The 23,434-nt window shown below is 71.4% G+C and carries 27 protein-coding genes; 24 read left to right on the top strand and 3 right to left on the bottom strand.

The window, feature by feature from the left end:
- Nucleotides 1-9: 9 nt before the first annotated feature.
- From BC793_RS00475 to BC793_RS50975, 20 genes are all read left to right on the top strand, one after another.
- Nucleotides 10-531, top strand: a complete 522-nt coding sequence (locus tag BC793_RS00475) for an EboA domain-containing protein (RefSeq protein WP_109588532.1) — start codon at nt 10-12, stop codon at nt 529-531.
- Nucleotides 532-551: 20 nt separating this feature from the next.
- Nucleotides 552-1,403 (top strand): TatD family hydrolase, encoded by an 852-nt coding sequence (locus BC793_RS00470; RefSeq protein ID WP_109588531.1) that lies wholly within the window; start codon nt 552-554, stop codon nt 1,401-1,403.
- Nucleotides 1,403-2,518, top strand: a complete 1,116-nt coding sequence (gene eboE / locus BC793_RS00465) for a metabolite traffic protein EboE (protein ID WP_109588530.1) — start codon at nt 1,403-1,405, stop codon at nt 2,516-2,518. The genes BC793_RS00470 and eboE overlap by 1 nt, the downstream gene beginning before the upstream one ends.
- Nucleotides 2,515-3,861 carry an alkaline phosphatase family protein gene (locus BC793_RS00460; RefSeq protein ID WP_109588529.1) on the top strand — a complete coding sequence of 449 codons (1,347 nt, stop codon included), beginning with the start codon at nt 2,515-2,517 and terminating at the stop codon, nt 3,859-3,861. The genes eboE and BC793_RS00460 overlap by 4 nt, the downstream gene beginning before the upstream one ends.
- A gap of 11 nt (nt 3,862-3,872) precedes the next feature.
- A complete protein-coding gene (locus tag BC793_RS00455) occupies nt 3,873-4,910 on the top strand; it encodes a polyprenyl synthetase family protein (protein ID WP_109588528.1) in 1,038 nt (345 codons plus the stop codon).
- Between the two features lie 138 nt (nt 4,911-5,048).
- Complete coding sequence (locus tag BC793_RS50480) at nt 5,049-5,660, top strand: 3-keto-disaccharide hydrolase (protein ID WP_373871197.1); 612 nt, start codon at nt 5,049-5,051, stop codon at nt 5,658-5,660.
- Nucleotides 5,657-5,908, top strand: a complete 252-nt coding sequence (locus BC793_RS52740; RefSeq protein WP_109588527.1) for an RICIN domain-containing protein — start codon at nt 5,657-5,659, stop codon at nt 5,906-5,908. Before BC793_RS50480 ends, BC793_RS52740 begins: the two co-directional genes overlap by 4 nt.
- A 180-nt stretch (nt 5,909-6,088) precedes the next feature.
- A complete protein-coding gene (locus BC793_RS00440) occupies nt 6,089-7,096 on the top strand; it encodes a sugar phosphate isomerase/epimerase family protein (protein ID WP_109588526.1) in 1,008 nt (335 codons plus the stop codon).
- A gap of 234 nt (nt 7,097-7,330) precedes the next feature.
- On the top strand, nt 7,331-8,260 hold the full coding sequence (locus BC793_RS00435; RefSeq protein WP_109588525.1) for a sugar phosphate isomerase/epimerase family protein: 930 nt from the start codon (nt 7,331-7,333) through the stop codon (nt 8,258-8,260).
- A gap of 1 nt (nt 8,261) precedes the next feature.
- The gene (locus BC793_RS00430) at nt 8,262-10,325 is read left to right on the top strand and encodes a PQQ-dependent sugar dehydrogenase (protein WP_109588524.1); all 2,064 of its coding nucleotides are present in this window, start codon (nt 8,262-8,264) and stop codon (nt 10,323-10,325) included.
- 63 nt (nt 10,326-10,388) lie between these two features.
- Nucleotides 10,389-10,616, top strand: a complete 228-nt coding sequence (locus BC793_RS00425) for a hypothetical protein (RefSeq protein ID WP_109588523.1) — start codon at nt 10,389-10,391, stop codon at nt 10,614-10,616.
- A gap of 162 nt (nt 10,617-10,778) precedes the next feature.
- Complete coding sequence (locus tag BC793_RS00420; protein WP_203896094.1) at nt 10,779-11,741, top strand: sugar ABC transporter substrate-binding protein; 963 nt, start codon at nt 10,779-10,781, stop codon at nt 11,739-11,741.
- Nucleotide 11,742: 1 nt separating this feature from the next.
- Complete coding sequence (locus BC793_RS00415) at nt 11,743-12,792, top strand: ABC transporter permease (RefSeq protein ID WP_109588521.1); 1,050 nt, start codon at nt 11,743-11,745, stop codon at nt 12,790-12,792.
- Between the two features lie 3 nt (nt 12,793-12,795).
- Nucleotides 12,796-13,596 (top strand): ATP-binding cassette domain-containing protein, encoded by an 801-nt coding sequence (locus BC793_RS00410; protein ID WP_109588520.1) that lies wholly within the window; start codon nt 12,796-12,798, stop codon nt 13,594-13,596.
- Nucleotides 13,593-14,741: a Gfo/Idh/MocA family protein gene (locus BC793_RS00405; RefSeq protein ID WP_109588519.1), complete on the top strand. Its 1,149-nt coding sequence runs from the start codon at nt 13,593-13,595 to the stop codon at nt 14,739-14,741. Before BC793_RS00410 ends, BC793_RS00405 begins: the two co-directional genes overlap by 4 nt.
- 40 nt (nt 14,742-14,781) lie before the next feature.
- On the top strand, nt 14,782-15,300 hold the full coding sequence (locus BC793_RS00400) for a hypothetical protein (protein ID WP_146246143.1): 519 nt from the start codon (nt 14,782-14,784) through the stop codon (nt 15,298-15,300).
- A gap of 60 nt (nt 15,301-15,360) precedes the next feature.
- Complete coding sequence (locus tag BC793_RS00395) at nt 15,361-16,302, top strand: SDR family oxidoreductase (RefSeq protein ID WP_109588517.1); 942 nt, start codon at nt 15,361-15,363, stop codon at nt 16,300-16,302.
- 36 nt (nt 16,303-16,338) lie between these two features.
- Nucleotides 16,339-17,205 (top strand): helix-turn-helix transcriptional regulator, encoded by an 867-nt coding sequence (locus BC793_RS00390; RefSeq protein ID WP_109588516.1) that lies wholly within the window; start codon nt 16,339-16,341, stop codon nt 17,203-17,205.
- 35 nt (nt 17,206-17,240) lie between these two features.
- The gene (locus BC793_RS00385) at nt 17,241-18,155 is read left to right on the top strand and encodes a phosphatase PAP2 family protein (protein WP_109588515.1); all 915 of its coding nucleotides are present in this window, start codon (nt 17,241-17,243) and stop codon (nt 18,153-18,155) included.
- A 30-nt stretch (nt 18,156-18,185) separates the two neighbouring features.
- Nucleotides 18,186-18,530, top strand: a complete 345-nt coding sequence (locus BC793_RS50975) for a DivIVA domain-containing protein (protein ID WP_239169814.1) — start codon at nt 18,186-18,188, stop codon at nt 18,528-18,530.
- A 57-nt stretch (nt 18,531-18,587) separates the two neighbouring features.
- Here the strand turns inward: BC793_RS50975 and BC793_RS00375 are convergent, their stop codons facing one another.
- The 3 genes from BC793_RS00375 to BC793_RS00365 all read right to left on the bottom strand — a co-directional run bounded on the left by BC793_RS00375 (nt 18,588) and on the right by BC793_RS00365 (nt 20,943).
- Nucleotides 18,588-18,965, bottom strand: coding sequence for a hypothetical protein (locus tag BC793_RS00375; RefSeq protein ID WP_146246142.1), 378 nt, complete (start codon nt 18,963-18,965; stop codon nt 18,588-18,590).
- A gap of 141 nt (nt 18,966-19,106) precedes the next feature.
- The gene (locus BC793_RS00370) at nt 19,107-20,375 is read right to left on the bottom strand and encodes a CU044_5270 family protein (RefSeq protein WP_109588513.1); all 1,269 of its coding nucleotides are present in this window, start codon (nt 20,373-20,375) and stop codon (nt 19,107-19,109) included.
- On the bottom strand, nt 20,368-20,943 hold the full coding sequence (locus BC793_RS00365) for an RNA polymerase sigma factor (protein WP_239169815.1): 576 nt from the start codon (nt 20,941-20,943) through the stop codon (nt 20,368-20,370). Before BC793_RS00365 ends, BC793_RS00370 begins: the two co-directional genes overlap by 8 nt.
- Before the next feature lie 179 nt (nt 20,944-21,122).
- On the opposite strand from BC793_RS00365, the gene BC793_RS00360 reads away from it, so the two are divergent.
- The 4 genes from BC793_RS00360 to BC793_RS00345 all read left to right on the top strand — a co-directional run bounded on the left by BC793_RS00360 (nt 21,123) and on the right by BC793_RS00345 (nt 23,338).
- A complete protein-coding gene (locus BC793_RS00360) occupies nt 21,123-21,617 on the top strand; it encodes a MarR family winged helix-turn-helix transcriptional regulator (RefSeq protein ID WP_109588511.1) in 495 nt (164 codons plus the stop codon).
- A gap of 83 nt (nt 21,618-21,700) precedes the next feature.
- Nucleotides 21,701-22,087, top strand: coding sequence for a DsbA family protein (locus tag BC793_RS00355; protein WP_109588510.1), 387 nt, complete (start codon nt 21,701-21,703; stop codon nt 22,085-22,087).
- Between the two features lie 31 nt (nt 22,088-22,118).
- Entirely contained in the window at nt 22,119-22,925 is an 807-nt protein-coding gene (locus BC793_RS00350; protein ID WP_109588509.1) for an MBL fold metallo-hydrolase, read from the top strand.
- A gap of 2 nt (nt 22,926-22,927) precedes the next feature.
- The gene (locus BC793_RS00345) at nt 22,928-23,338 is read left to right on the top strand and encodes a nuclear transport factor 2 family protein (RefSeq protein ID WP_203896095.1); all 411 of its coding nucleotides are present in this window, start codon (nt 22,928-22,930) and stop codon (nt 23,336-23,338) included.
- Nucleotides 23,339-23,434: the final 96 nt, after the last annotated feature.

Genomic DNA, 23,434 nt, shown 5'->3' with positions numbered 1-23,434 from the left:
GGAGGCGTCATGGAACAGAACGCATGGCTCACCGACGCCGTCGCGAGGGTCGGCGCCGACCCACCGGCGATCGTGCGGGCGTTCGCCGCGGCGGGCCGGCACTGCCCGGACGTGATCGGGGCACGGACCCGGCTGTTGCGGGCTCTGCCGGCCGACGTGCTGCCCCACTGGATCGACGACCTGTACCGGCACGGCGACCCGAACGAGAAACTGGCCGTCCTCACCGCGCTGCCCCTGCTGCCGCTCGGGGCCGAAGCGGTGCCGCTGCTGCACGACGCGATCCGCACCAACGACACCCGGCTCCTCACGGCGGCGCTGGGCCCGTACGCCCGGAACCTGGACCAGCACGCGTGGCGGCATGCCGTCCTCAAGTGCGTCTTCCTGGCCGTACCCCTGACGAACGTGCACGACCTGGACCAGCGCGCCGACCGTGAGCTGGCGGCGATGGTGGCCGCTCTCCGCGCGGAGCGCGAGGCGGCCGGGCGGCAGCTGCCCCCGGACGCGCACCGCCTGCTCGACCGCATCCCCTGACCGTCCCCCTTGGAGGTCCCGTGCGCATCTTCGACCCGCATATCCACATGACCTCACGCACCACCGACGACTACGAGCGGATGGCCGCGGCCGGTGTCCGCGCCGTCGTCGAGCCCGCGTTCTGGCTGGGCCAGCCACGCACCAACCCGGGCTCGTTCGCCGACTACTTCGACTCCCTGGTCGGCTGGGAGCCGTTCCGGGCCGCCCAGTTCGGCATCCGCCACCACGCCACCATCGCCCTCAACCCGAAGGAGGCCAACGACCCCCGCTGCCGTCCGGTGCTCGACCTGGTCCCGCGGTATCTCGACAAGGACTCGGTGGTGGCGGTCGGTGAGATCGGCTACGACTCGATGACCCCCGAGGAGGACGAGGCGTTCACCGCCCAGCTGGCGATGGCCGTCGAGTACGAGCTTCCGGCGCTGGTGCACACCCCGCACCGGGACAAGGCGCACGGCGTGAAACGGACCTTGGACGTGGTCCGGGAGAGCGGCATCGACCCCGGCCGGGTGGTCGTCGACCATCTCAACGAGGTGACCGTCGCCGCCGTGCACGACTCCGGTTGCTGGATGGGGTTCTCGATCTACCCGGACACCAAGATGTCGCCGCCGCGGATGGTGGAGATCCTGCGCGAGCACGGCCTGGACCGGGTGCTGGTCAACTCGGCGGCCGACTGGGGGCGCTCGGATCCGCTGCTGACCCTGCGCACCGGCGAGGCGATGCTCGCCGCCGGGTTCAGCGACGACGACGTGGACCTGGTGCTGTGGCGCAATCCGGTCGCGTTCTATGGGCAGTCCGGACGGCTCGACCTCAGCGACGTCGCCGACACCGGGCCGCTGTTCGAGGGCAGCTCGATCCTGCGAGGGGGCAGCTGATGCGGCTGCGCCGTCCCGACGGGCGGCCGGTGCACCTGAGCTACTGCACCAACGTGCACCCGGCCGAGGATCTCACCGGCATCATCGGACAGCTCGACACGTACGCCGTACCGGTCCGCGAACGCCTGGCCGCCGACGTGCTCGGCCTCGGACTGTGGCTGGCCGCCCCGGTGGCCGCCGCCCTGGCCGACGACGGCGAGGCCCGCCGGCTGCTGCGCCGCGAACTCGACGTCCGCGGCCTGGAGGTGGTCACCCTCAACGGCTTCCCCTACGAGGCGTTCCAGGCGCCGGTGGTCAAACACGCCGTCTACCAGCCCGACTGGACCACCACCGCCCGCCTCGATTACACCCTGGACCTGGCCCGCATCCTGGTGGACCTGATGCCCGCCGACGCCGAGCGCGGCTCGGTGTCGACGCTGCCGCTGGCCTGGCGTGAGCCGTGGCCGACCGAACAGCGCGACGCCGCCCGGCACATGCTCGACCGGCTCGCCGGCGGGCTGGCCGAGATCGCCTGGCAGACCGGCCGGGTGGTCCGGGTCGCGTTCGAGCCCGAACCGGGCTGCGTCGCCGAGACCACCGCCCAGGCCGTCGACATGCTCGCCGGCACCGACACCGACCGGCTCGGCGTCTGCCTCGACCTGGCCCATCTGGCCTGCGCCTGGGAGGACCCGAAAGCGGCCGTCGACAGGCTGGCCACGGCCGGGATCCCGATCGTCAAGGTGCAGGTGTCGGCGGCGCTGGAGGTCGCCGACCCGGTCGCCGCCCGCCCGGTGCTCGAGCGGTACGCCGAACCCCGGTTCCTGCACCAGACTCGCAGCGCCGCCGGTCACGCCTGTGACGACCTGGACATCGCCCTGACCGAGAACCCGCCCGGCCCGTGGCGCATCCACTTCCACGTCCCGCTGCACGCGCCACCCGAGCCGCCGCTGACCGCCACCACACCGCTGCTGCGGGACGCCCTGGGCGTGGTGGACTGCGACCACTTCGACGTCGAGACCTACACCTGGGACGTCCTGCCCGCCGGGCAGCGGCCCACCTCACCCGCGGAACTGGCCGACGGCATCGCCGGTGAACTGGCCTGGACCCGCGACCTGCTGACCGGGGTGAAAGCATGACGAAACTCGTGGTCCTCGACGTGGTCGGGCTGACTCCGCGCCTGCTCGCGCACATGCCCCGGCTCCGGGCGCTCGGCGCCACCGCCCGCCTGGACCCGGTGCTCCCGGCCGTCACGTGCAGCGTGCAGGCCACCCTGCTGACCGGGGAGACCCCGGCCGGGCACGGCATCGTCGGCAACGGCTGGTATTTCCGGGACCTCGGCGAGGTGTTCCTCTGGCGGCAGCACCACGCCCTGGTCGGCGGCGAGAAGATCTGGCAGGCCGCCCGCCGTACCGATCCCGGCTACACGGTCGCCAACATCTGCTGGTGGTACGCCATGGGCGCCGACGTGAACTGGACGGTCACGCCCCGGCCGATCTACCACGCCGACGGCCGCAAGGATCCCGACTGCTACACCGACCCGCCCGAACTGCACGACGACCTGACGGCCGCGCTCGGTACGTTCCCGCTGTTCTCCTACTGGGGGCCGGGGGCCGGACTGGCGTCGTCGCGGTGGATCTGCCGGGCCGCGGAACGCGTGATGGCCGTCCACGACCCCGACCTGACGCTGGTCTACGTCCCGCACCTGGACTACGACCTGCAGCGGCACGGCCCGGACGATCCCCGTGCGGCGGCCGCCGCGGCCGAACTCGACGAGGTCCTCGGCCCGCTGCTGGACGCCGCGAAGGCACGCGGCGCGACGGTGGTGGCGCTGTCGGAGTACGGCATCACCCCGGTCCGGCGGCCGGTCGACGTCAACCGGCTGCTGCGCGAGAACGGCCTGCTGCGGGTGTACACCCAGGCGGGCATGGAGTACCTGGACCCGTGGACGTCCCGGGCGTTCGCCGTCGCCGACCATCAGATCGCCCACGTGTACGTCCGTGACCCGGCCGACGTCCCGAAGGTGGCGGCGTTGCTCGGCGATCTGCCGGGAGTCGCCGAGGTGCTCGACGGTCTCGGCCATGAACGCTCCGGTGAGCTGGTGCTGGTGGCCGATCCGGACGCGTGGTTCACCTACTACTACTGGCTCGACGACGATCGCGCCCCGGACTTCGCCCGGCTGGTCGACATCCACCGTAAGCCCGGCTACGACCCGGCGGAGCTGTTCTTCGACCCGGCCGGGCCGGCCGCCGCGAAACGGCGGGCCGCGGTCGCGCTGGCCCGCAAGAAGCTCGGCATGCGCTACCTGATGCAGGTGGTCGGCCTGGATGCCGGGGCGGCGGCGGTACGCGGTTCGCACGGTCGTCTGCCGGACAACGCCGAGGACGCGCCGGTGCTGCTGTGCTCGGACGAGACGGTGACCGTCGACCGGATCGCCGCGACCGACGTGAAGAGCCTGCTGCTGCGCCTGGCCGGCCGGTAGGGGAGGGCGCCGTGACGCTGCGGGCCCGATTCGACGCCCGGCTCGCCGACTTCCTGACCGAGCAGGGTCCACAGTGGCCGGAGGGGACACCGCGGGGACTGTTCAGCACGATCCAGCGGTTCGTGCTGGCCGGCGGTAAACGGCTGCGGCCGAAGTTCTGCTACTGGGGATGGCGCAGCGCCGGCGGTGACGACGGCCCCGGCATCGTCACCGCCGCGGCCGCGCTGGAGATCTTCCACGCGTTCGCGCTGATCCACGACGACATCATGGACGGCAGTGAACGCCGCCGGGGCGAGCCGTCGGTGCACGCCCTCTTCGCCGAGCTGCACACCCGGTCGGCGTGGCGGGGTGACCCGGCCCGCTACGGGCGTAACACCGCCCTGCTCTGCGGTGACCTGTGCGCGGCGTGGGCGGATCAGATGTTCCACGGCTGCGGGCTCAGCGACGAGCAGATCAGCCGTGGCTACGCGATCTTCGGCGCGATGCGTACCGAGGTGATCGCCGGTCAGTACCTGGACCTGGTCTCCGGGGTCGGCGACGGCTCGGCGGCCAGTGCCCTGACCGTCATCCGGCTCAAGGCGGCCCGGTACACGGTGACCCGGCCGTTGCAGATCGGTGCGGCTCTGGCCGGCGCCGACGACAAGCTGCTGGAGACGTACGCGGCCTTCGGCGACCCGCTCGGCGACGCGTTCCAGCTGCGCGACGACGTGCTCGGGGTGTTCGGCGACCCGGCGGTGACCGGCAAGTCGGTGCTGGACGACCTGCGCGAGGGCAAACGCACGGTGATGATGGCGCTGGCCCGGGAGGCCGCCGACCAACGGCAGGCGGCCCGCATCCGGGCGCTGCTGGGCAGTTCTCACCTGGACGAGGACGGTGCGGCCGAACTGCGCCGCATCATCGTCGACACCGGCGCCCGGGACGGCGTCGAACGCCTCATCGAACTGCGGGTGGGTGCGGCCCTGTCGGCACTGGCGGGAGCGGGGATCCCGGCGGAGGTGGAGGACGCGCTGACCGCGCTGGCATACGAGACGGTCCACCGGGAACGTTGAGAAGTTCCGTTCATAGTGACAAAAGTCGATGGCTTCCTTACTGTTTCAGAGTAGTGACGCCGGCGGCGCGGCGGACGATCTTCGCTTCGGGGGACGGCACCGCCACCCCTGCCTGATCCCCGGACCGGCACTCCCTTTTTGAGGAGATCCCCGTGCGCAGACTCTCCCGAACACTGGTCACAGGCCGGCCCGGGCGCCTTCACGAACGCCGACGCCACGCTGACCTCCACCGGCGGCCTCGGCCTGTACTGGTACTCGGCGAAGCAGTTCACGAACTACTCGCTGAAACTGGACTGGAAGCTGGCCGGGGACGACAACTCCGGGGTCTTCGTCGGCTTCCCGGCGTCGACCGACCCGTGGTCGGCGGTGAACAACGGCTACGAGATCCAGATCGACGCCACCGACGCGGCCGACCGCACCACCGGCTCCGTCTACACCTTCAAGGCTGCCGACATCGCCGCCCGCGACGCCGCGCTCAACCCGCCGGGGGAGTGGAACACCTACGAGATCCGCGTCGAGGGCGAGCGGCTCCAGGTCTTCCTCAACAGCGTCCGGATCAACGACTTCACCAACACCGATCCGGTACGGTCCCTCGCCGGACACATCGGCCTGCAGAACCACGGCGACGGCGACGACGCGTCGTTCCGCAACGTCCGGATCAGGGAGCTGACCGGCGGCGGTGGCGGGCCGACCGTGCAGGCCGAGTCGTTCACCAGCGCCGGCGGGGCTGGAGCACCTACGCCGACGTGACCGCGAGCCTGAGCGACGTACCCCCGGGATCGCAGGTCCTGTATCTGACCTTCACCGGCACCGGCACGGGGCTGTTCGACGTCGACGACTTCACCCTCGGCCGCTCCACCGGGAACGCCGGCACCGGGCCGGTCGTCGGCCTGGCCGGCAAGTGCCCGGACATCAGCAACGGCGGCTCCGCCGACGGCCGGCAGATCCACCTCTGGGACTGTCACTCCGGCGCCAACCAACAGTGGCGTCTTCCCTAGACGTACGACCGCTACTAGGGTGGGTTGCGGCGACCGTGGACACAGCGGTGCCCGGGACGGGAGGCGCAACCCACCCCGGCATACCCGCCGCTGCCCGTCCTGCCCGCTCGCCCTCTCCGGCTCCTCGCGCCGGGCCTTGAATCCCGCTGTACTGGGACACTGCTGCGAGGAAGTGAGACGATGGCACGACCGATCACGCTGTTCACCGGCCAGTGGGCCGACCTGCCGTTCGACGAGGTGTGCCGGCTGGCCTCCGGTTGGGGCTACGACGGCCTGGAGATCGCCTGCTGGGGCGACCACTTCGAGGTCGACAAGGCACTCTCCGACGACGGTTACATCGAGCGCAAACGCGAGACCCTGGCCAAGCACAACCTCCAGGTGTACGCGATCTCCAACCACCTGGTCGGGCAGGCCGTCTGCGACCATCCGATCGACGAACGGCACCGGGACATCCTGCCCGCCCGGATCTGGGGCGACGGCGAACCCGAGGGTGTGCGCCGCCGGGCCGCCGAGGAGATCAAGGACACCGCCCGGGCCGCGGCGGCGCTCGGTGTGCGGACCGTCGTGGGTTTCACCGGCTCGTCGATCTGGCACACCCTGGCCATGTTCCCGCCGGTCCCGCCGTCGATGATCGAACGCGGCTACGCTGATTTCGCCGACCGCTGGAACCCGATCCTCGACGTCTTCGACGAGGTCGGCGTCCGGTTCGCCCACGAGGTGCACCCCAGCGAGATCGCCTACGACTACTGGACCACCAAGCGCACCCTCGAGGCGATCGGGCACCGGCCCGCCTTCGGCCTCAACTGGGATCCGTCGCACTTCGTCTGGCAGGAGCTCGACCCGGTCAACTTCATCTTCGACTTCGCCGACCGCATCTACCACGTGGACTGCAAGGACGCGAAGGTGCGCACCGGCGACGGGCGGCGCGGGCGGCTCAGCTCGCACCTGCCGTGGGCCGATCTGCGGCGCGGCTGGGACTTCGTCTCCACCGGTCACGGTGACGTGCCGTGGGAGGACTGTTTCCGGGCGCTCAACGCGATCGGCTACGACGGCCCGATCTCCATCGAGTGGGAGGACGCCGGCATGGACCGGCTGGTCGGTGCTCCGGAGGCCCTGGAGTTCGTGCGCCGGCTGGCGTTCGACGCCCCGTCGGCCGCGTTCGACGCCGCTTTCTCCTCCAACCAGTAGTCGCCGTCCTTCGGGGGCCGGGTGCTGTCGCGCCCGGCCACTCCGTCCTGCCCTTTTGTTGCCCCCGTCGAAAGTTTCGACGATTTCATCCATATGTTTCTCTAGTTACGAACGTGAATACGCGGTAACGTGCGGTACGGAAACCGCTCTGCACGAAAGTTGCCGCATGCGGGTGCCGACACCCGCTCCCGCATGCCATCCGAGTTCAATTTCCGAAACCGGAGGCACCACCGCATGCACGAGTCACCACCCCAGAAGACCCCGGTGCGCCGCCGTAGCCTGCTGAGCGCCGCAGCCGCCGGAGCCGCCGCGATCGGTGCGTCCACCGCACTGGGCTCGCCCGCCGCGGCCGGCGGGGGGAAGTCCCCGCACCGGGTTCCCCGCGACCAGATCAGCGTGCAGCTCTACACCCTGCGCAACCAGCTCGCCGTCGACCTCGAGGGCAGCTTCACCCAGCTGGCCGCGATCGGCTACACCCGCGTCGAGCACGCCGGCTTCGTCGGCCGTACCGCCGCCCAGTTCCGCGCCGCCCTGGACAACGCCGGGCTGCGCGCCACCTCCGGGCACGCCGGCATCCCGCAGCCGTGGAACGCCGAGACCTGGAAGCGGGCCCTCGAGGACGCCGCGATCGTCGGCAACAAGTTCATCGTCCACCCGTACTTCGGCACCGACGCCAACGGCCCGATCCGCAACGGCGCCGCCTACCGCGCCTTCGCCGCCGACCTCAACAAGGCCGGCGAACTCGCCCGCCGGGCCGGGCTCAGCTTCGGCTACCACAACCACCACAACGAGTTCCTGCGCCAGGACGGCGGCGAACGCACCGGCTTCGACATCCTCACCCAGGAGACCGACCCGCGCCTGGTGCATCTCGAGGTCGACATCTACTGGGCGTGGCGGGGTGCCGCCGACCCGGTCGACCTGATCGAGAAGAACCGCCGCCGCATCAAGCAGGTCCACGTCAAGGACATGGACGTCAGCAGTGCCTTCGCCGACCCCGGCGCCGGCCTGATCGACTTCGAGCGCGTCTTCCGCCGGGCCGCCGAGGCCGGGCTCATCGAGTACATCGTGGAACGTGACGACGCCGGCAGCCCGCCCCGCACCCCGGCGCAGGCCCTGGACACCGCCCGCGTCGGCTACCAGTACCTGACCGGACTGAGGTACTGACATGCGACGACTCTTCACCGCGGCCGCCGCGGTCCTGCTCGCCACCACCGGAATCGCCGGCTTCGGAAACCCCGCCCAGGCGGCCCCGCCGCCGGACGGCGACTTCCAGAAGGTGACCCTCAACGACTTCCCGGGCGAGCCGATCGCGCTGGCCGTCCTGCCCGACAAGCGGGTGCTGCACACCGCCCGCAAGGGGCAGATCCGGATCCACGAGCCACGCACCGGCCGCAACGTCCTGGCCGCCACCATCCCGGTCTACCTGCACGACGAGGAGGGTGTGCAGGGCATCGCCATCGACCCGGACTTCAGCCGCAACCGCTGGGTGTACGTCTACTACTCCCCGGTGCTGAACACCCCGGCGGACGACCCGGCCACCCCGTCGGTCAACGAGGGCAACGCGCCGGAGACCGGGACCGCCGCCGACTTCGCCCCGTTCAAGGGTCATCTGCAACTGTCCCGGTTCAAGTTGCGCGGTAACACCCTCGATCTGGCCAGTGAGCAGAAGATCCTCCAGGTCCCGGTGGACCGCGGCATCTGCTGTCACGTCGGCGGCAAGATCGACTTCGACGGGCAGGGCAACCTGTACCTGTCCACCGGTGACGACACCAACCCGTTCGCCTCCTCCGGCTACACGCCGATCGACGAGCGCCCGGACCGCAACCCGGCCTTCGACGCCCAGCGCAGCTCGGCCAACACCAACGACCTGCGTGGCAAGCTGCTGCGGATCACGGTCAAGCCGAACGGCACCTACTCGATCCCGCGCGGGAACCTCTTCAAGAAGGGCACCCCGAAGACCCGCCCGGAGATCTACGCGATGGGTCTGCGCAACCCGTTCCGCTTCGACGTCGACGAGCAGACCGGCGTGGTCTACATGGCCGACTACTCGCCCGACGCCAACCAGCCCAACGCCGCCCGCGGGCCCGCCGGGCACGGCCGCTGGATGGCCATCGACAAGCCCGCCAACTACGGGTGGCCGTACTGCGTGGCGCCGGACATGCCCTATGTGGACTACGACTTCGCCACGAACACCTCCGGGCAGCCGTTCAACTGCGCGCAGCCGGTCAACGCGTCGCCCAACAACACCGGGCTGCGGAATCTGCCGCCGGTCGAGAAGGCCGAGGTCGTCTACTCGTACGGCGCCAGCGCCCAGTTCCCGCAGCTGGGCACCGGCGGGATCGGCCCGATGGGTGGCCCCGCCTACCAGTACGACCGGCGCAGCAAGTCGCCCACCAGGTGGCCGGCCGACTTCGACGGCAAGCCGCTGTTCTACGAGTGGACCCGCGACTACGTCAAGGCGTTCACGCTCAACGACGACGACCAGGTCACGGCCATCGAGTCGGTCCTCCCGTCGATCGTCTTCGACAACCCGATGGACCTCGAGTTCGGCCCCGACGGCGCCCTCTACGTCCTGGAGTACGGCGACGGCTACTTCGCCGAGAACCCCGAGGCGCAGCTCGCCCGGATCGACTACGCGCCGACGAACAAGACCCCGATCGTGAAGATCAACGCGGAGCCGACCGTGGGATCCGCCCCGATGACGGTCAACTTCACCAGTGCCGGCACGGTCGACCCCGACGGTGACGCGCTGCGGTACGCCTGGGACTTCGACGCCGACGGTGACGTCGACTCGCGGCACCCGTACCCGTCGTACACGTACACCGCCAACGGCGACTACCGGGCCACCCTGAAGGTCACCGACTCCACCGGCCGGTCCGCCTCCGCGGAGTTCCTGCTGCACGTCGGCCCGGTGGCGCCCACCGTCTCGTTCGTGACACCCACCGAGGGCCAGCCCTTCGAGTTCGGTGACACGGTGAACTTCGAGGTCGCCGTCGTCGACGACAGCCCGGTCAACTGCGCCAACGTCGAGGTGTCCTACATCCTCGGCCACGACCAGCACGGCCACCCGCTGTCCACCACCTCGGGCTGTAGCGGCTCGATCACCACGTTCATCGACCCCGGTCACGCCGGTGCCGAGAACCTCGCCGCCGTCTTCGTCGCCGAGTACACCGACGCCGACGGCCAGACCGGTTCCGCCGAGGTGGTCCTGACCCCCGCCGCGGAGTAACCACCACCACCGCAGTGGCAGGCCCGGCGCCCCTTGCCGGGCCTGCCACGTACGCTCGGGCCCGTGATCAGCGTGCTCGACATCCTCGACAACCTGCATCCGGGATGGTTCGCGCTTCTCGCCCCGGCCGGTTCCGGCGCCCTGCCCGGGCGCGCCGAGGTCCACCCGCGTGTGTTGTTCCCGCGGGTGCGCCGGCCGCACCACGTCGTCGCCACCCGCCCGATCACCCTTCCCGCGCTGCGAGCGCCGGCCGCCTGCGCCGTGCCCCAGCCGTACCGCGTCGCGTCGTGACGATCGAGGCACCTTGTCCGCGGCTTCAGAATATTGTCAGGACAAAGTATTGACCTTGGTCTTGGTGCGTCACAGGCTGCAGTCAACGACGCCGCGAAACACGGCGGAAACATATATAGAAGGGGATCCCCGATGATGCGCAGGTCTCGCAGGTGGGCGTCCGTGGCCGCCCTCTCCACCACGATGCTCGTCCTCGCCGCGTGCAGCAGCGACAACGCGGTCAACGCCGAGAAGACCACCGACGGCGGCGGCGGCAAGGGCGGCTACGGCTACAAGATCGCCGTCGTCACCCACGGGGCGGCCGGTGACGCGTTCTGGAGCATCGTGAAGAACGGTGTCGAGAAGGCCGGCGCCGACATGGGCGACACGATCGCCTACTCCAGCGACGGCGACCCGCAGAAGCAGGCCCAGCTCATCGACGCGGCCGTGAACCAGAAGGTCGACGGTCTGGTCGTCTCGATGGCGAACCCGGACGCCCTCAAGGCGAGCATCGAGAAGGCGGTGGCCGCCGGCATCCCGGTGATCACCATCAACTCCGGTGCGTCCCGGTCCGCCGAGTTCGGTGCGCTGACCCACATCGGCCAGGACGAGAAGGTCGCCGGTGAGGCGGTCGGCGCCGAGCTGAAGAAGCAGGGCGTCAAGAAGGCCGTCTGCGTCATCCACGAGGCCGGCAACGTCGGCCTGGAGGAGCGCTGCGCCGCCGTCGGGAGCACGCTGGGCGCACCGATCGAGAACCTTCAGGTGGACATCAACAACCTGCAGTCCTCGCAGGCCACGATCAAGTCGAAGCTCCAGTCGGACACCGCCGTCGACGGCGTCGTCACGCTCGGCGGGCCGGTCGCGACCGTCGCCTCCGCCGCGATCGGGGAGGCCGGGTCGGCCGCGAAACTGGCGACCTTCGACCTGAACGCCGACGTGGCCAAGGCGGTCCAGGACGGCAAGATCCTCTTCGCCGTCGACCAGCAGCCGTACCTGCAGGGCTACACGGCGGTCACCATGCTGACCCAGTACAAGTCGAACCTCAACGTCCTCGGCGGTGGCCGGCAGGTGCTGACCGGGCCCGCCCTGGTCACCAAGGACAACGCCGCCCAGATCGCACAGCTCGCGGCGGCCGGGACCCGCTGACATGTCGACCGGCACCGTCACGTCGGCCGGCCCGGACGAGCGTCTCGCCCGGGTCGGCCTGCTCAAACGCGTACTGCTCAAGCCCGAGCTCGGTGCCCTGATCGGCGCCGTGCTGGTCTTCGGCTTCTTCGCCGCACTCTCCGACGTCTTCCGGTCGGCCAGCGGCATCGCGAACTGGCTCGACCCGGCCTCCACCCTCGGCATCATGGCCGTCGCGGTCGCCCTGCTGATGATCGGCGGCCACTTCGACCTGTCCGCCGGCGTGCAGACCGGCACCGCGGCGATCACCAGCGGCCTGCTGACCACCTACTACGGCGTCAACACGTGGGCCGCGCTGGCGATCTCGCTCGCGCTGGTCCTGGCGATCGGCTTCGTCAACGGTTACCTCGTGGTGCGCACCGGGCTGCCGAGTTTCATCATCACGCTCGGCACCTTCCTCATGCTCCAGGGCCTCAACCTGGGCATCACCAAGCTCGTGACCAACACCGTGCAGATCAACAACTTCAACCGGATCCTCGGGTACGACGTCCTGCACGCCGTCTTCGCCAGTGAGTTCACCATCGCCGGGGCGAGCTTCCAGATCGCGATCCTGTGGTGGGTGATCGCGACGATCCTCGGCTCGTGGCTGCTGCTGCGCACCCGGTTCGGCAACTGGATCTTCGCCACCGGCGGTGACGCGAACGCGAGCCGCAACGTCGGGGTGCCGGTGGCCCGTACCACGATCTCGCTCTTCATGATCACGTCGTTCGCCGCCTGGTTCGTCGGCACCACCCAGATCGTGCGGCTCACCTCGATCCAGGCGCAGGCCGGTTTCGGTCAGGAGCTGATCTACATCGTCGCCGCGGTGATCGGCGGCTGCCTGCTGACCGGCGGCTTCGGCTCGGCGGTCGGCGCGGCGGTCGGCGCCCTGATCTTCGGCATGACGTCGCAGGGCATCGTCTACGCCGGCTGGGACGCCGACTGGTTCAAATTCTTCCTGGGCGCGATGCTGCTGCTCGCGGTGCTGGCCAACCAGTACATCCGGCGCTTCGCCGAACTGTCGAGGAGGTAGGCGATGACAGACGAGCCACTGCTGGAGATCCGGAACGTCACCAAGAGGTTCGGCAGCGTGATCTCGCTCGGCGGCGTCTCGACGACGGTCCGCGCCGGCCAGGTCACCTGCGTGCTGGGCGACAACGGCGCCGGCAAGTCCACACTCATCAAGATCCTGTCCGGCGTGCACCAGCCGGACGAGGGTGAGCTGCTGCTCGACGGCAGGCCGGTCCGGCTGGGCAGCCCCCGCGAGGCGCTGGACGCCGGCATCGCGACGGTCTACCAGGACCTGGCGATGGTGCCGCTGATGGCGATCTGGCGCAACTTCTTCCTCGGCTCCGAGCCGACCAAGGGGTGGGGCCCGTTCCGCCGCTTCGACCGGGCCACCGCGATCGAGACCACCCGGCGCGAACTGCTCGACATGGGCATCGACATCCGCGACCCGGACCAGCCGGTCGGCACCCTCTCCGGCGGTGAGCGGCAGTCGGTGGCGATCGCCCGGGCCGTCCACTTCGGGGCGCGGCTGCTGATCCTCGACGAGCCCACCTCGGCGCTCGGCGTCAAGCAGGCCGGGGTCGTCCTGCGCTACATCGCGCGGGCCCGGGACCGGGGGCTCGGGGTCGTCTTCATCACCCACAACCCGCATCACGCGTTCCCGGTGGGCGACCGGTTCCTGCTGCTCAACCGCGGGAAGAGCCTCGGTGACTTCGCCAAGGGCGAGCTGTCGCCGACCGAGCTGACCCGGATGATGGCCGGCGGCGCCGAACTCGACCAGCTGGCCCACGAGCTGCAACGCGAACCCACCGAAAAGGCCCCGCAATGACCCGGCCGCTCGGTGTGGCGGTCGTCGGGTTCGGCTGGATGGGCCACGCGCACACCCGTGCCTATCTGCGCGCCCGCCACCACTACCCGGACCTGCCGATCACCCCGCAGCTGGTCGCGGTCGCCGACCCGGAACCGGGCCGGGCCGAGGCGGCCGCCGCCCAGTACGGTTTCGCCGCCGCCACCACCGACTGGCGGGAACTGCTCACCGACCCGCGGGTCGAGGCGGTCAGTGTCACCGCCCCGAACTTCCTGCACCGCGAGATCGGCGCCGCCGTCGCCGCATCCGGGCGTCACCTGTGGATCGAGAAACCGGTCGGTCTGACCGGCGACGACGCCCGCGCGGTGGCCGCCGCCGCCACGACGGCCGGGGTGCGGAGCACGGTGGGCTTCAACTACCGGGCCGCACCGGCCGTCGCCGAGGCCCGTGCCCTGATCGCGGGCGGTGCCGTCGGCCGGGTCACCAACGCCCGGTTCCGGTTCTTCAGCGACTACGCGGCCCACCCGGACGGCGCGCTGTCCTGGCGGTTCACCCGCTCGCACGGGGGCAGCGGCGTCCTCGGCGACCTGGCCTCGCACGCTGTCGACCTGGCCCGGCACCTGCTCGGCGACATCGAGGCACTGGTCGCCGACACCACCACGGTGATCCCGGCGCGGCCCACGGTCACCGGCGCGGCCAGTCACTTCTCGCGCGCCGACGGGCCGCCCGGGCCGGTCGAGAACCCGGACCACGTCCACGCGCTGCTGCGCTTCGCCGGCGGCGCCCGTGGCGTCCTGGAGGCCAGCCGGGTCGCGGTCGGCGAGCAGAACACGTACGGCTTCGAGGTGCACGGCACCACCGGGGCGCTGGCCTGGGACTTCCGCCGGATGGGGGAGTTGTCGGTCAGCACCGGCGAGGACTATCAGTCGCAGAGCTACCGGACCGTCTTCGCCGCGCCGGGACACGGCGACTTCGGGGCCTTCCAGCCGGGCGCCGGAATCGCGATGAGCTACGACGACACCAAGGTCATCGAGGCGGTGGGCTTCCTGCGGTCGATCGCCGACGGCACGCCGTACGGCCCGGCCCTGGACGACGCGGTCGCGGCCGCCACCGTCGTGGACGCGATGCTGGACTCCGCGCGTACCGGCGCCTGGGTCTCGGTCTGAAGTTTCTGTTGTCGGCCGGGCCGGCCACCGTCTCCCGTATGTGGTTGTCGAAATCGGCCGGCACCGGCGGCCCGCCTCACCCGTGGCGCAGGCCGTGCTGGTGGCGGTGTGCTGGCTGACGGTGCTCGCCGTCAGCCCGTACCGGCACGTGCCGGCGAAGGTGCACGACATCGCGCTCTTCGTGCACCTGGGCTCGATGGTGATCGGTTTCGGCGCGGTGCTGACCGTCGACTGGTTCGGGCTGCTGTGGCTGGCCGGCCGGCGTACCCTCGCCGACGTGCTGAGCACCGCCCGCGGAACCCACGTGCCGATCTGGGCCGGCTTCGCCGGTCTGCTGGCCTCCGGCGCCCTGCTCGGCATGCCGGCCGGCCCGAAAGCGCTCGCCGTGCTGGTCATCGGCATCAATGGGGTGTACGCCGCGGTGCTGCTGCGCGAACTCGGCCGTCACCCCCGGCCGCCGACGTTCCTGCTGGTCCGTGCGGGGCTGGCCACGACGATCTCGCAGGCCGCCTGGTGGACCGCCCTGGTCCTCGGCTACCTCAACAGCCGCGGCCGGTAGCGCTCAGCCTGGGATCGTCAGGCCGTGGATACGCTCCGCCGGCGGCCGCATGCTGGTCCCATGCCACGCAGACAACCCACCCTCACCGTCCCCGATCTGACCGCCAAGCGGGCCGTCATCACCGGCGCCAGCGACGGGATCGGACTCGAGATCGCCGCCCGACTCGCCGCCGCCGGCGCCGAGATCGTCCTGCCGGTCCGCAACACCGCCAAGGGGGAGGCGGCGATCGCGGAGATCCGCCGGCGCACCCCCGCCGCCCGGCTGTCCCTGGGCCGTCTCGACCTGTCGTCGCTGGAGTCGGTGGCGGCGCTCGGCGCGGCACTGCGCGGCGAGGGCCGGCCGATCCATCTGCTGGTCAACAACGCCGGCGTGATGACACCACCGGAACGGCAGGTCACCGCCGACGGCTTCGAGCTGCAGTTCGGCACCAACCACCTGGGGCACTTCGCGCTGGTGGCGCACCTGATGCCGCTGCTGCGGGCCGGGCAGGCGCGGGTCACCTCGCAGATCAGCGTCGCGGCGAACTCCCATGCCGTCAACTGGGACGACCTCGACTGGCGACGGTCGTACGACGGGATGCGCGCGTACAGCCAGTCGAAGATCGCCTTCGGCCTGTTCGGTCTCGAACTGTCCCGGCGCAGCCGGCTGCACGGCTGGGGCATCACCAGCAACCTGTCCCACCCCGGTGTCGCCCCGACCAGCCTGCTGTCCGCCCGTCCGGAGGTCGGCCGCTCCCAGGACACCGCCGGCCGCCGGCTGATCGGTGCCCTGTCGGCCCGCGGCATCCTGCTCGGCACCGCCGAGTCCGCGGCGCTACCCGCCGTCCTCGCCGTCACCACCGGTCGCGACGCAGGCTTCTACGGTCCCGGCGGACCGGGCCACCTGGGCGGCCCGCCGGCCGAGCAGAAGCTGTACTCGCGCCTGCGCAGCGAGCCGGAGGCCGAGCGGGTGTGGCGTATCTCCGAAGAACTGACGCAGACGTCCTTCGCGGAAGTCGGGTGATAGAACGAAGACGCGCCGGAACCAGGGGAGGACACCGTGCAGATCGATCGGGCCGGGCTGGCCGGGTTCCTGCGCCGGCGCCGTGAGTCGCTGCAACCGGAGGACGTCGGCCTGCCCCGTGGGCAGCGCCGCCGGACGTCGGGTCTGCGGCGCGAGGAGGTGGCCACGCTCTGCCACATCTCCGCCGACTACTACAGCCGGCTCGAACGCGGGCGTGGCCCGCACCCGTCCGAGCAGATGATCGCCTCGATCGCCCAGGGACTGCACCTGTCCCACGACGAACGCGACCACCTGTTCCGTCTGGCCGGGCACAACCCGCCGGCGCGCGGGGCCGGTGGCGAGCACATCAGCCCCGGCCTGCTGCGCATCTTCGACCGGCTCGCCGACACACCCGCCGAGATCGTCACCGAACTCGGCGAGACCCTGCGGCAGAACCGGCTCGGGGTCGCTCTCAACGGCGACCTCACCCGGTTCACCGGCCCGGCCCGCAGCATCGGCTACCGGTGGTTCACCGATCCCGCCTGCCGCGCCCTCTACCATCCCGACGACCACCCGCTGCACTCCCGCGTGTTCGCCTCCGGGCTGCGCCGGGTGGTCACCCTCCGCGGTCCCCGGTCGTGGGCCGCCCACCTGCAGAGCCTGCTGCTGGAGAGCAGCGACGAGTTCCGCGCGGTCTGGCACGAGCACGAGATCGGCGTCGGGTACGCCCACCTCAAACGGTTCGTCCACCCGCAGGTCGGTGCACTCGACCTCACCTGCCAGGCGCTGCTCGACCCGGATCAGGCCCACGCCCTGCTCGTCTACACCGCCGTACCGGGAACCGAGAGTTACGAGAAGATGGAACTCCTCGCGGTCGTCGGCGCACAGAACCTCGCCGCGCCCGCATTTGACGGCGGCCCGTAAGCTCGGTCGTTCGGCGAACCCGGAGGTGGCCACGAATGACCACGCTGAGCACTGACGACGTGGGGGCGCGCACCAGGCGGCGTCCCGGCGCCGCATACCTGGCGGCGCCACTGCTCATCAGCGTGCTCGCCGGCCTGGGCCTGCTCGCCACCTATCACGTCTTCGTCCGTACCATCTCCGGCCAGTGGCTGGACACCGCCGCGATGCTCGGCACCGAGGTCCGGTACGCCCGGCTCGAGGAGCTGCTCAGCCGCACCCTGAACGCCACCACCCTGACCAGTCTCGTCCTGGTCTGCCTGATCGCGGCGGCCGTCGGCGTGGTCCGTAAACGCATCGACCTGGCGATCGCCGCCGCGGTTCTGGTGCTGGCCGCCAACGCCACCACCCAGCTGCTCAAGGACTGGCTGCCCCGGCCCACGCTGGACGGTCTCACCTACCCGAACTCACTGCCCAGCGGGCACACCACAGCCGCCGCATCGGTGGCGTTCGCGCTGGTCATCGTCTTGCCGGCGGCGCTGCGCGGGCCGGCCGCTCTGGCCGGTGCCGGCTACACCGCCGCCATTGCGATCGGTACGGTGTGGGCGCGCTGGCACCGGCCAAGCGACATCATCGCCGCGCTGCTGGTGGTGCTGGCGTGGGGCGCCCTGGCCGTTCTCGGTGTCCGGCTGCTGCGGTGGCGCCGGGCGGCGGCACCGGGCCGCCCGACCCGGCTCGCCACCCTGCCGCTGCTGGCGACCGCCGCCGTCGGCGTTCCCGCCACGGTGATCGGCCTGCTCGTCGGCAGGACGTCCGAGACCATGACGGCCGCCTCACCGGAACCCAGCCGGCTCACCTTCGTGACCGGCGCGGCCGGTGTCGCCGCGGTCGTGGCGATCGCCTTCCTCGTCTGGTTGTGGCTGGCGACCGACGACGAGGCCGTCGGCAGGGGCGGGGCCCCCGATCGCCGGTGACGGATGCGCGGCGTCTCTACGATGTCCGGCATGACGTTCGACTTCACCATCGTGCTGCGTGGATACGACAGGCAGCAGGTCGACGCGTTGCTCGGCCGGGCGTCCGCGGCACTCGCCGCCGGCGGTGACGCCGCGCAGCGGGCGAGGGCGCGGGACGCCCTGCGTGCCGCCGACTTCGCGGTCGTGCTGCGCGGCTACGACCGGGCCCAGGTCGACGGCGCGGTGCAGATGATGCTGCGGGAACTCGACGCGGCCCCGTCCGACGATCTGCGCGCCGTGCTGGGTTCGGTGCTACGGCTCGACGACGCCGACGACCAGCGGATCATCGACGAGGTGCGGCGGCTGCGGACGCTCGCCGACCTGCACGGCCACTGAGTCCGGCCGCGTCCCCCCAGCCCGCCCGGCCCCCGGAGCCCTCCGGCGCCCCGGGCGCTATCGCCGGCCGACGGCGACCAGGATGACGGCGATCAGGGTCGCGGCCAGCAGGCCGGCCAGCGCCGACAGGCTGCCGGCGGCCGCCGCCGAGGTGAACCGGCGTGACAGTGCCACGGCGACCAGCCGGGACACCAGGAAGGAGACGACCAGGAACGGCACGCTGACGAAGAGCAGGATGTGCATCAGGTCGCCGTAGGTGACGCAGAAGCCCGACTCGTCGTCACACGCCGTCGTGTCCCAGGGGATCAGGTAGGCGTTGACCAGGAACGCGGCCAGGACCACCACGTGCCAGCCGGCCGCGACCAGCACGGTCCGCTGCCGCGGGAATCCGGGCGGGGCGTCGTGGTTCTCCGGCAGCGCAGACTTCACGTCCATCGTGGACACCTTCCCGTCGGGCCGGCCGACCTCAGCGTCGCACGGCCCACCAGCCGGCACAACGACGTCACCCGCACGCGCGGGTGACCGTTCGCCGGGCGTCCCCCTCACGCCCGGCGAACGGTTCCCGCCCGGTTCCCCTCAGCAGGGGGGCGACTCCAGCGCGCCCTCGGTCAGGGCCCCGGTGGTCGGCGGCGGGACGTCGTCGGTCCATCTCGTCCGCAGCACCGCCTCGTAGTCGAAGAGCGCGCCGGCCGGAACCCACGACAGGTAGTCGGCCGGGCGGAGCATCCGGGTCTCCCAGGCCAGCGGCTGTCCCGACCTCGGGTCGAAGATCAGGCGTACCTCACGGGCCCCGCCGGTGTCGGCCTGCCGTACCCCCGCTGTCTCCTCGTTGGTGAGCATCGTGACGGCGTTGCCGGCGCGGCCCTTCGGGTCGGTGACCGGTCCGAGGTCGCGCAGGCCCGGCAGGTCGGCCAGCAGCCGGTAGGCGGCCGCCCGGAGCGCCGGGGTGTTCGGCGCCTGGTAGAGCAGGTTGATCATGGCGCTGAAGATGCCCTCCGACAGCTCGGAGGCGGTCATCTCCGGGCTGCCGCGCAGCAGCGAGTCGATCATCCACACCTGAAGCCGGCCGGGATCGGTCGGCAGCTCCCTGATCTGCGCCGCGGTGAGGTAGCCGCCGCCGATCGGGTAGGTGGCCACCGCCGGCTCGCCCACCACCGTGCGGACCGTGCCCGGCCCGGCCGTCCAGCTGCCGGCGGCCGGGCACGCCTCGTCCTTCGGCCAGCTCGACGGCGAACCGGCCCGCTGCCAGGCGGCCCTGTCGGCGGCCGAGGCGGGCGCGCCACCGGCCCACTGCTGCAGGTGTACGGCCCGGTCCCCGCTGCGGTTGGGGTGCCAGGACGTCTCCCGGGTGCGGCCCATGATCGCGTATCGGTCCACCTCCATCAGCGTTCCGGATTCGACCTCGGAGACCCAGTAGCGGCCGTCGGCCGGGTCGTCCGCGGACGACCGCTCCGCGGCGGCGAGCAGCAGATTCCGCAGTTCCTGCGGTGGGCGCGGTCCCGCGTCGGCGATGTCGACGTCGCGACCCGGATCGTCCGGTGGTGTCCACGTCGCCGTCAGCGCCAGGACCGCGGCGACGGCCGCGGCGAGCACCGGAACCAGGCCCCACCCGACCAGCCGCAGACGGCGCCGTGACCCGGACGGGTCCGTGAGGGTGGGCATCCGGAGCCGGCGTCGCGGTACGGGCGGGAACATCGGGGCGAACATCCGGAAGTGGTGCCGCTGCGCTGTGGCGGCCTGCTCGGCGCGCATCAGGTCGAGCAGCCGCTCGCGGGCGGCCGCCGTGGTCTCGGCGCTCGGCGGGGTGACCGGCCGCGCCGTGGCCAGCAGATCGATCTCATCCATGGCGGGCGGTCCTTCCGGTCGGGTTGACGTCGTCGAGTGCGGCGCGGATCCGGCGGCGTGCCCGGTGCAGGCGTGAACCGACCGTCCCCACCGGAATCCCCAGAGCGGCGGCCGTCTCCTCGTGCGACAGCTCACCCCACACCACCAGCAGCAACGCGTCCCGGTCCCGTTCCGGCAGCCCGGCGAGCGCCGCGACGATGCGCTTGCGGGCGGCCTCGGCCGCGACCCGGTCGGTCGTCTGTTCCTCGTGCACCGGCTCGTCCGGCGGGTGGGCGGCGGCCCGTGCGTACGCGAGATAGCCCTGCGCCTCCTCGCGCCGCCGTGCCCGGATCAGGTTGGTGGCGATGCCGTACAGCCATGCGCGGACCGAGCCGCGTGCCGGATCGAAGCGGTCCCGCTGCCGGAACGCGATCAGGAACGTCTCGGCGGCCACGTCGTCACCGCCGGCACCGTCCAGCCGCCGCGACGCATACCCGTGCAGGCCGGCGAAATACCGTTCGAACAGGTCAGCGAAGCACTCCGGCTCGGCCCGGGACCGCAGCAGCACGGCGGCGTCATCGTCCGCCACGTCCACCGCTCTGGTCGTATGTCCACCCATCGTTGCCTCTCGTAGCCCGGTGTCCCTCCTGATTGGCGTATACCGATGTTGATCTTCACGGTTTCCCGGCCGGATTCTGTCGCCGACCGTACCGCTCGCGGCTATCGTCGGCGCGTGACCGGAGCAGGGCGAGCCAGAGGTGCGATTTCGTGAGCGCTGACGAGGAGATCGGGTCGGCGCGGGAGGCCGCCGAGGACGCTCTGGTGGTGACGTTCGGGCGGTTGCTGGGAGTGGCGAACCGTCTCGAGTACCTGGTGGGCCGGGCGCTGGAGCGGGAGTGCGGGATCAGCCACCTGATGTACGAGGTGCTGCTCATCCTGGGCCGGGCCGGGGATCCGGGCCTCGCGATGTCGGCGATCGGCCGGGCGCAGGTGCTGACCACCGGTGGTGTGACCCGCCTGATCGACCGGATGGAGGCCGCCGGTCTGGTCGAGCGCACCGACGACCCGGCCGATCGGCGGGGGCGCCTCGTGCGGCTGACGCCGCTGGGGGAGCGGACCGCCGTCCGCGCCACCGAGTTGCACCGTGGCAATCTGCGGCGCCTGCTCGCCGACCAGCTGCCCGGTGAGCACTGGGAACGGTTCGCAGACGACCTGCGGGTGCTGAGCCGTGCGGTGGCCAAGGAAGTGCCGCGCCTGCGATAGGTGTCGACCGGCACACCCCCTGCCAAATACCTGACGGCTCAGTTACTGTTGCGTCAGGTAAATCGCTGGGAGGGGATGGAGTCATGCGCCTCATCGCCGACGGCTCCTTCGTCATGGACTCCGAAGCCGCCGCCCGCGGGTTCGCCGCCCTGCGCCGGGCCGCACCCCACCGCGCCGCCGAACTCGCCATCGCGCTGCAAAACGCGTTCTACCTCGACGGTCTCAGCCTGTCCGAACCCGCCACCTACCGGACGGTCGCCGAGCAGTCCGGCGTCGACGGCGCGGCGGTCGTGACCGCCTTCGCCGATCCCGGGCCGGCAGCGGCCGATTTCCAGCGGGCCGCACAGCTCGGCGTCACCGGTTTTCCCACCCTGATCGCCGCGCACGGCGACAGCCTGACCCCGATCGCGTACGGGCACGCGACCCCCGGCCAGGTCGAGGAACGCCTGTCCGCCCTCGCCCTCCGCTGACGCTCCCACCTCAAGTCCAGGAGACCTCCACATGAGCACGCTCGACTTCCACGTCTTTGACCTCGACTTCCCGGTCGGCAGCAGGAACAAGACAGCCACCCTGGTCACCGGCGACACCGACGCCCTGCTCGTCGACGCCGGCTTCACCCGCGCCGACGGGCACCGCCTGGTCGCCGCGATCCTCGACTCCGGCAAGCGCCTGACCACGATCGTGATCAGCCACGGCGACCCGGACTTCTACTTCGGCGCCGAGGTCGTCGCCGACGCCTTCCCGGACGCCGCGATCGTCGCGACACCGCAGGTCATCGAGCACATCAACCGGTCGTACGAGAAGAAGCTGACGGCGTGGGCGACGGTCGGTGCCAACCTGCCCACCCGGCTGGTCGACATCACCCCGCTCACCGGGGACCTCGAACTCGAAGGCCACCGCTTCGCACTCAAGGGCGGCTCACCGCAGCTGCCGGACCGGCACTACCTGTGGCAGGCCGAGCACCGCGCGGTCCTCGGCGGAGTCCTGCTGTTCCAGCACGAGCACGTCTGGACCGCGGACACCGCCGCCCCGGAGAAGCGCGCCGCCTGGATCGCCCAGCTCGACGAGATCGCCGCCCTCGAGCCGCTGCTGGTGGTCCCCGGTCACCGGCTGCCCGGCACCGCCACCGACCTGAGCGCCGTCACCGGCACCCGCGACTACCTGCTCGCCTTCGAGGAGGAGTTGGGCCGGGCCGCCGACGGTCCGGCGCTGACCGAGGCGCTGGTCAAGCGCTACCCCGACCACGGCATGCTGATCGCCGCGCAGATCGGTGCCAAGGTCGCCAAGGGCGAGATGAGCTGGGGCTGACCATGACCGACTTCGCCACCTCGACCGCACCCGCCGACGTGGTCCGCCGCCAGTACCTGGCGTCGGCGGCCGGCGACCTCGGGGCTCTGCGCGCCACCCTGGCCCCCGACGTCGAATGGACCGAGATGGCCGGCTTCCCGCTCGCCGGCACGTACCGCACCCCCGAGGGCGTGACCGGCGGGGTGATGGAGCGGCTCGGCGCCGACTGGGACGACTGGGCCGCCCACGACGACACCTATGTCACCGACGGCGAGAACGTCGTCGTCCTGGCCCGTTACACCGCGGTCAACAAGGCCACCGGCCGGCCCGTCGACGTCCGCGTCGCCCACCACTTCATCGTCCGCGGCGGCCTGATCGTGCGCTTCGAACAGTTCGTCGACACCGCGAAGGTCCGCGACGCCATGCCCGCCTGACCCGACCGTCATCGCCCGGCTCGACGGCTGCGGCCAGTGTCCCGGCGGTCGCCGCCGTCGACGGTCGCCCGGACGCGAACGGCCGGCGCTCTCGCT

This window comes from Actinoplanes xinjiangensis (genome assembly GCF_003148685.1).
Classification (GTDB): Bacteria; Actinomycetota; Actinomycetes; order Mycobacteriales; family Micromonosporaceae; genus Actinoplanes; species Actinoplanes xinjiangensis.
Note: the sequence above shows the minus strand (reverse complement) of the source record. Positions and strands in the feature narration are given on the sequence as shown.

Coding starts and splice junctions, on each gene's coding strand:
- BC793_RS00475 (WP_109588532.1), top strand. CDS start 10: ATGGAACAGAACGCATGGCTCACCGACGCCGTCGCGAGGGTCGGCGCC.
- eboE (WP_109588530.1), top strand. CDS start 1,403: ATGCGGCTGCGCCGTCCCGACGGGCGGCCGGTGCACCTGAGCTACTGC.
- BC793_RS00460 (WP_109588529.1), top strand. CDS start 2,515: ATGACGAAACTCGTGGTCCTCGACGTGGTCGGGCTGACTCCGCGCCTG.
- BC793_RS00440 (WP_109588526.1), top strand. CDS start 6,089: ATGGCACGACCGATCACGCTGTTCACCGGCCAGTGGGCCGACCTGCCG.
- BC793_RS00435 (WP_109588525.1), top strand. CDS start 7,331: ATGCACGAGTCACCACCCCAGAAGACCCCGGTGCGCCGCCGTAGCCTG.
- BC793_RS00430 (WP_109588524.1), top strand. CDS start 8,262: ATGCGACGACTCTTCACCGCGGCCGCCGCGGTCCTGCTCGCCACCACC.
- BC793_RS00415 (WP_109588521.1), top strand. CDS start 11,743: ATGTCGACCGGCACCGTCACGTCGGCCGGCCCGGACGAGCGTCTCGCC.
- BC793_RS00410 (WP_109588520.1), top strand. CDS start 12,796: ATGACAGACGAGCCACTGCTGGAGATCCGGAACGTCACCAAGAGGTTC.
- BC793_RS00405 (WP_109588519.1), top strand. CDS start 13,593: ATGACCCGGCCGCTCGGTGTGGCGGTCGTCGGGTTCGGCTGGATGGGC.
- BC793_RS00395 (WP_109588517.1), top strand. CDS start 15,361: ATGCCACGCAGACAACCCACCCTCACCGTCCCCGATCTGACCGCCAAG.
- BC793_RS00385 (WP_109588515.1), top strand. CDS start 17,241: ATGACCACGCTGAGCACTGACGACGTGGGGGCGCGCACCAGGCGGCGT.
- BC793_RS50975 (WP_239169814.1), top strand. CDS start 18,186: ATGACGTTCGACTTCACCATCGTGCTGCGTGGATACGACAGGCAGCAG.
- BC793_RS00375 (WP_146246142.1), bottom strand. CDS start 18,965: ATGGACGTGAAGTCTGCGCTGCCGGAGAACCACGACGCCCCGCCCGGA.
- BC793_RS00370 (WP_109588513.1), bottom strand. CDS start 20,375: ATGGATGAGATCGATCTGCTGGCCACGGCGCGGCCGGTCACCCCGCCG.
- BC793_RS00355 (WP_109588510.1), top strand. CDS start 21,701: ATGCGCCTCATCGCCGACGGCTCCTTCGTCATGGACTCCGAAGCCGCC.
- BC793_RS00350 (WP_109588509.1), top strand. CDS start 22,119: ATGAGCACGCTCGACTTCCACGTCTTTGACCTCGACTTCCCGGTCGGC.
- BC793_RS00345 (WP_203896095.1), top strand. CDS start 22,928: ATGACCGACTTCGCCACCTCGACCGCACCCGCCGACGTGGTCCGCCGC.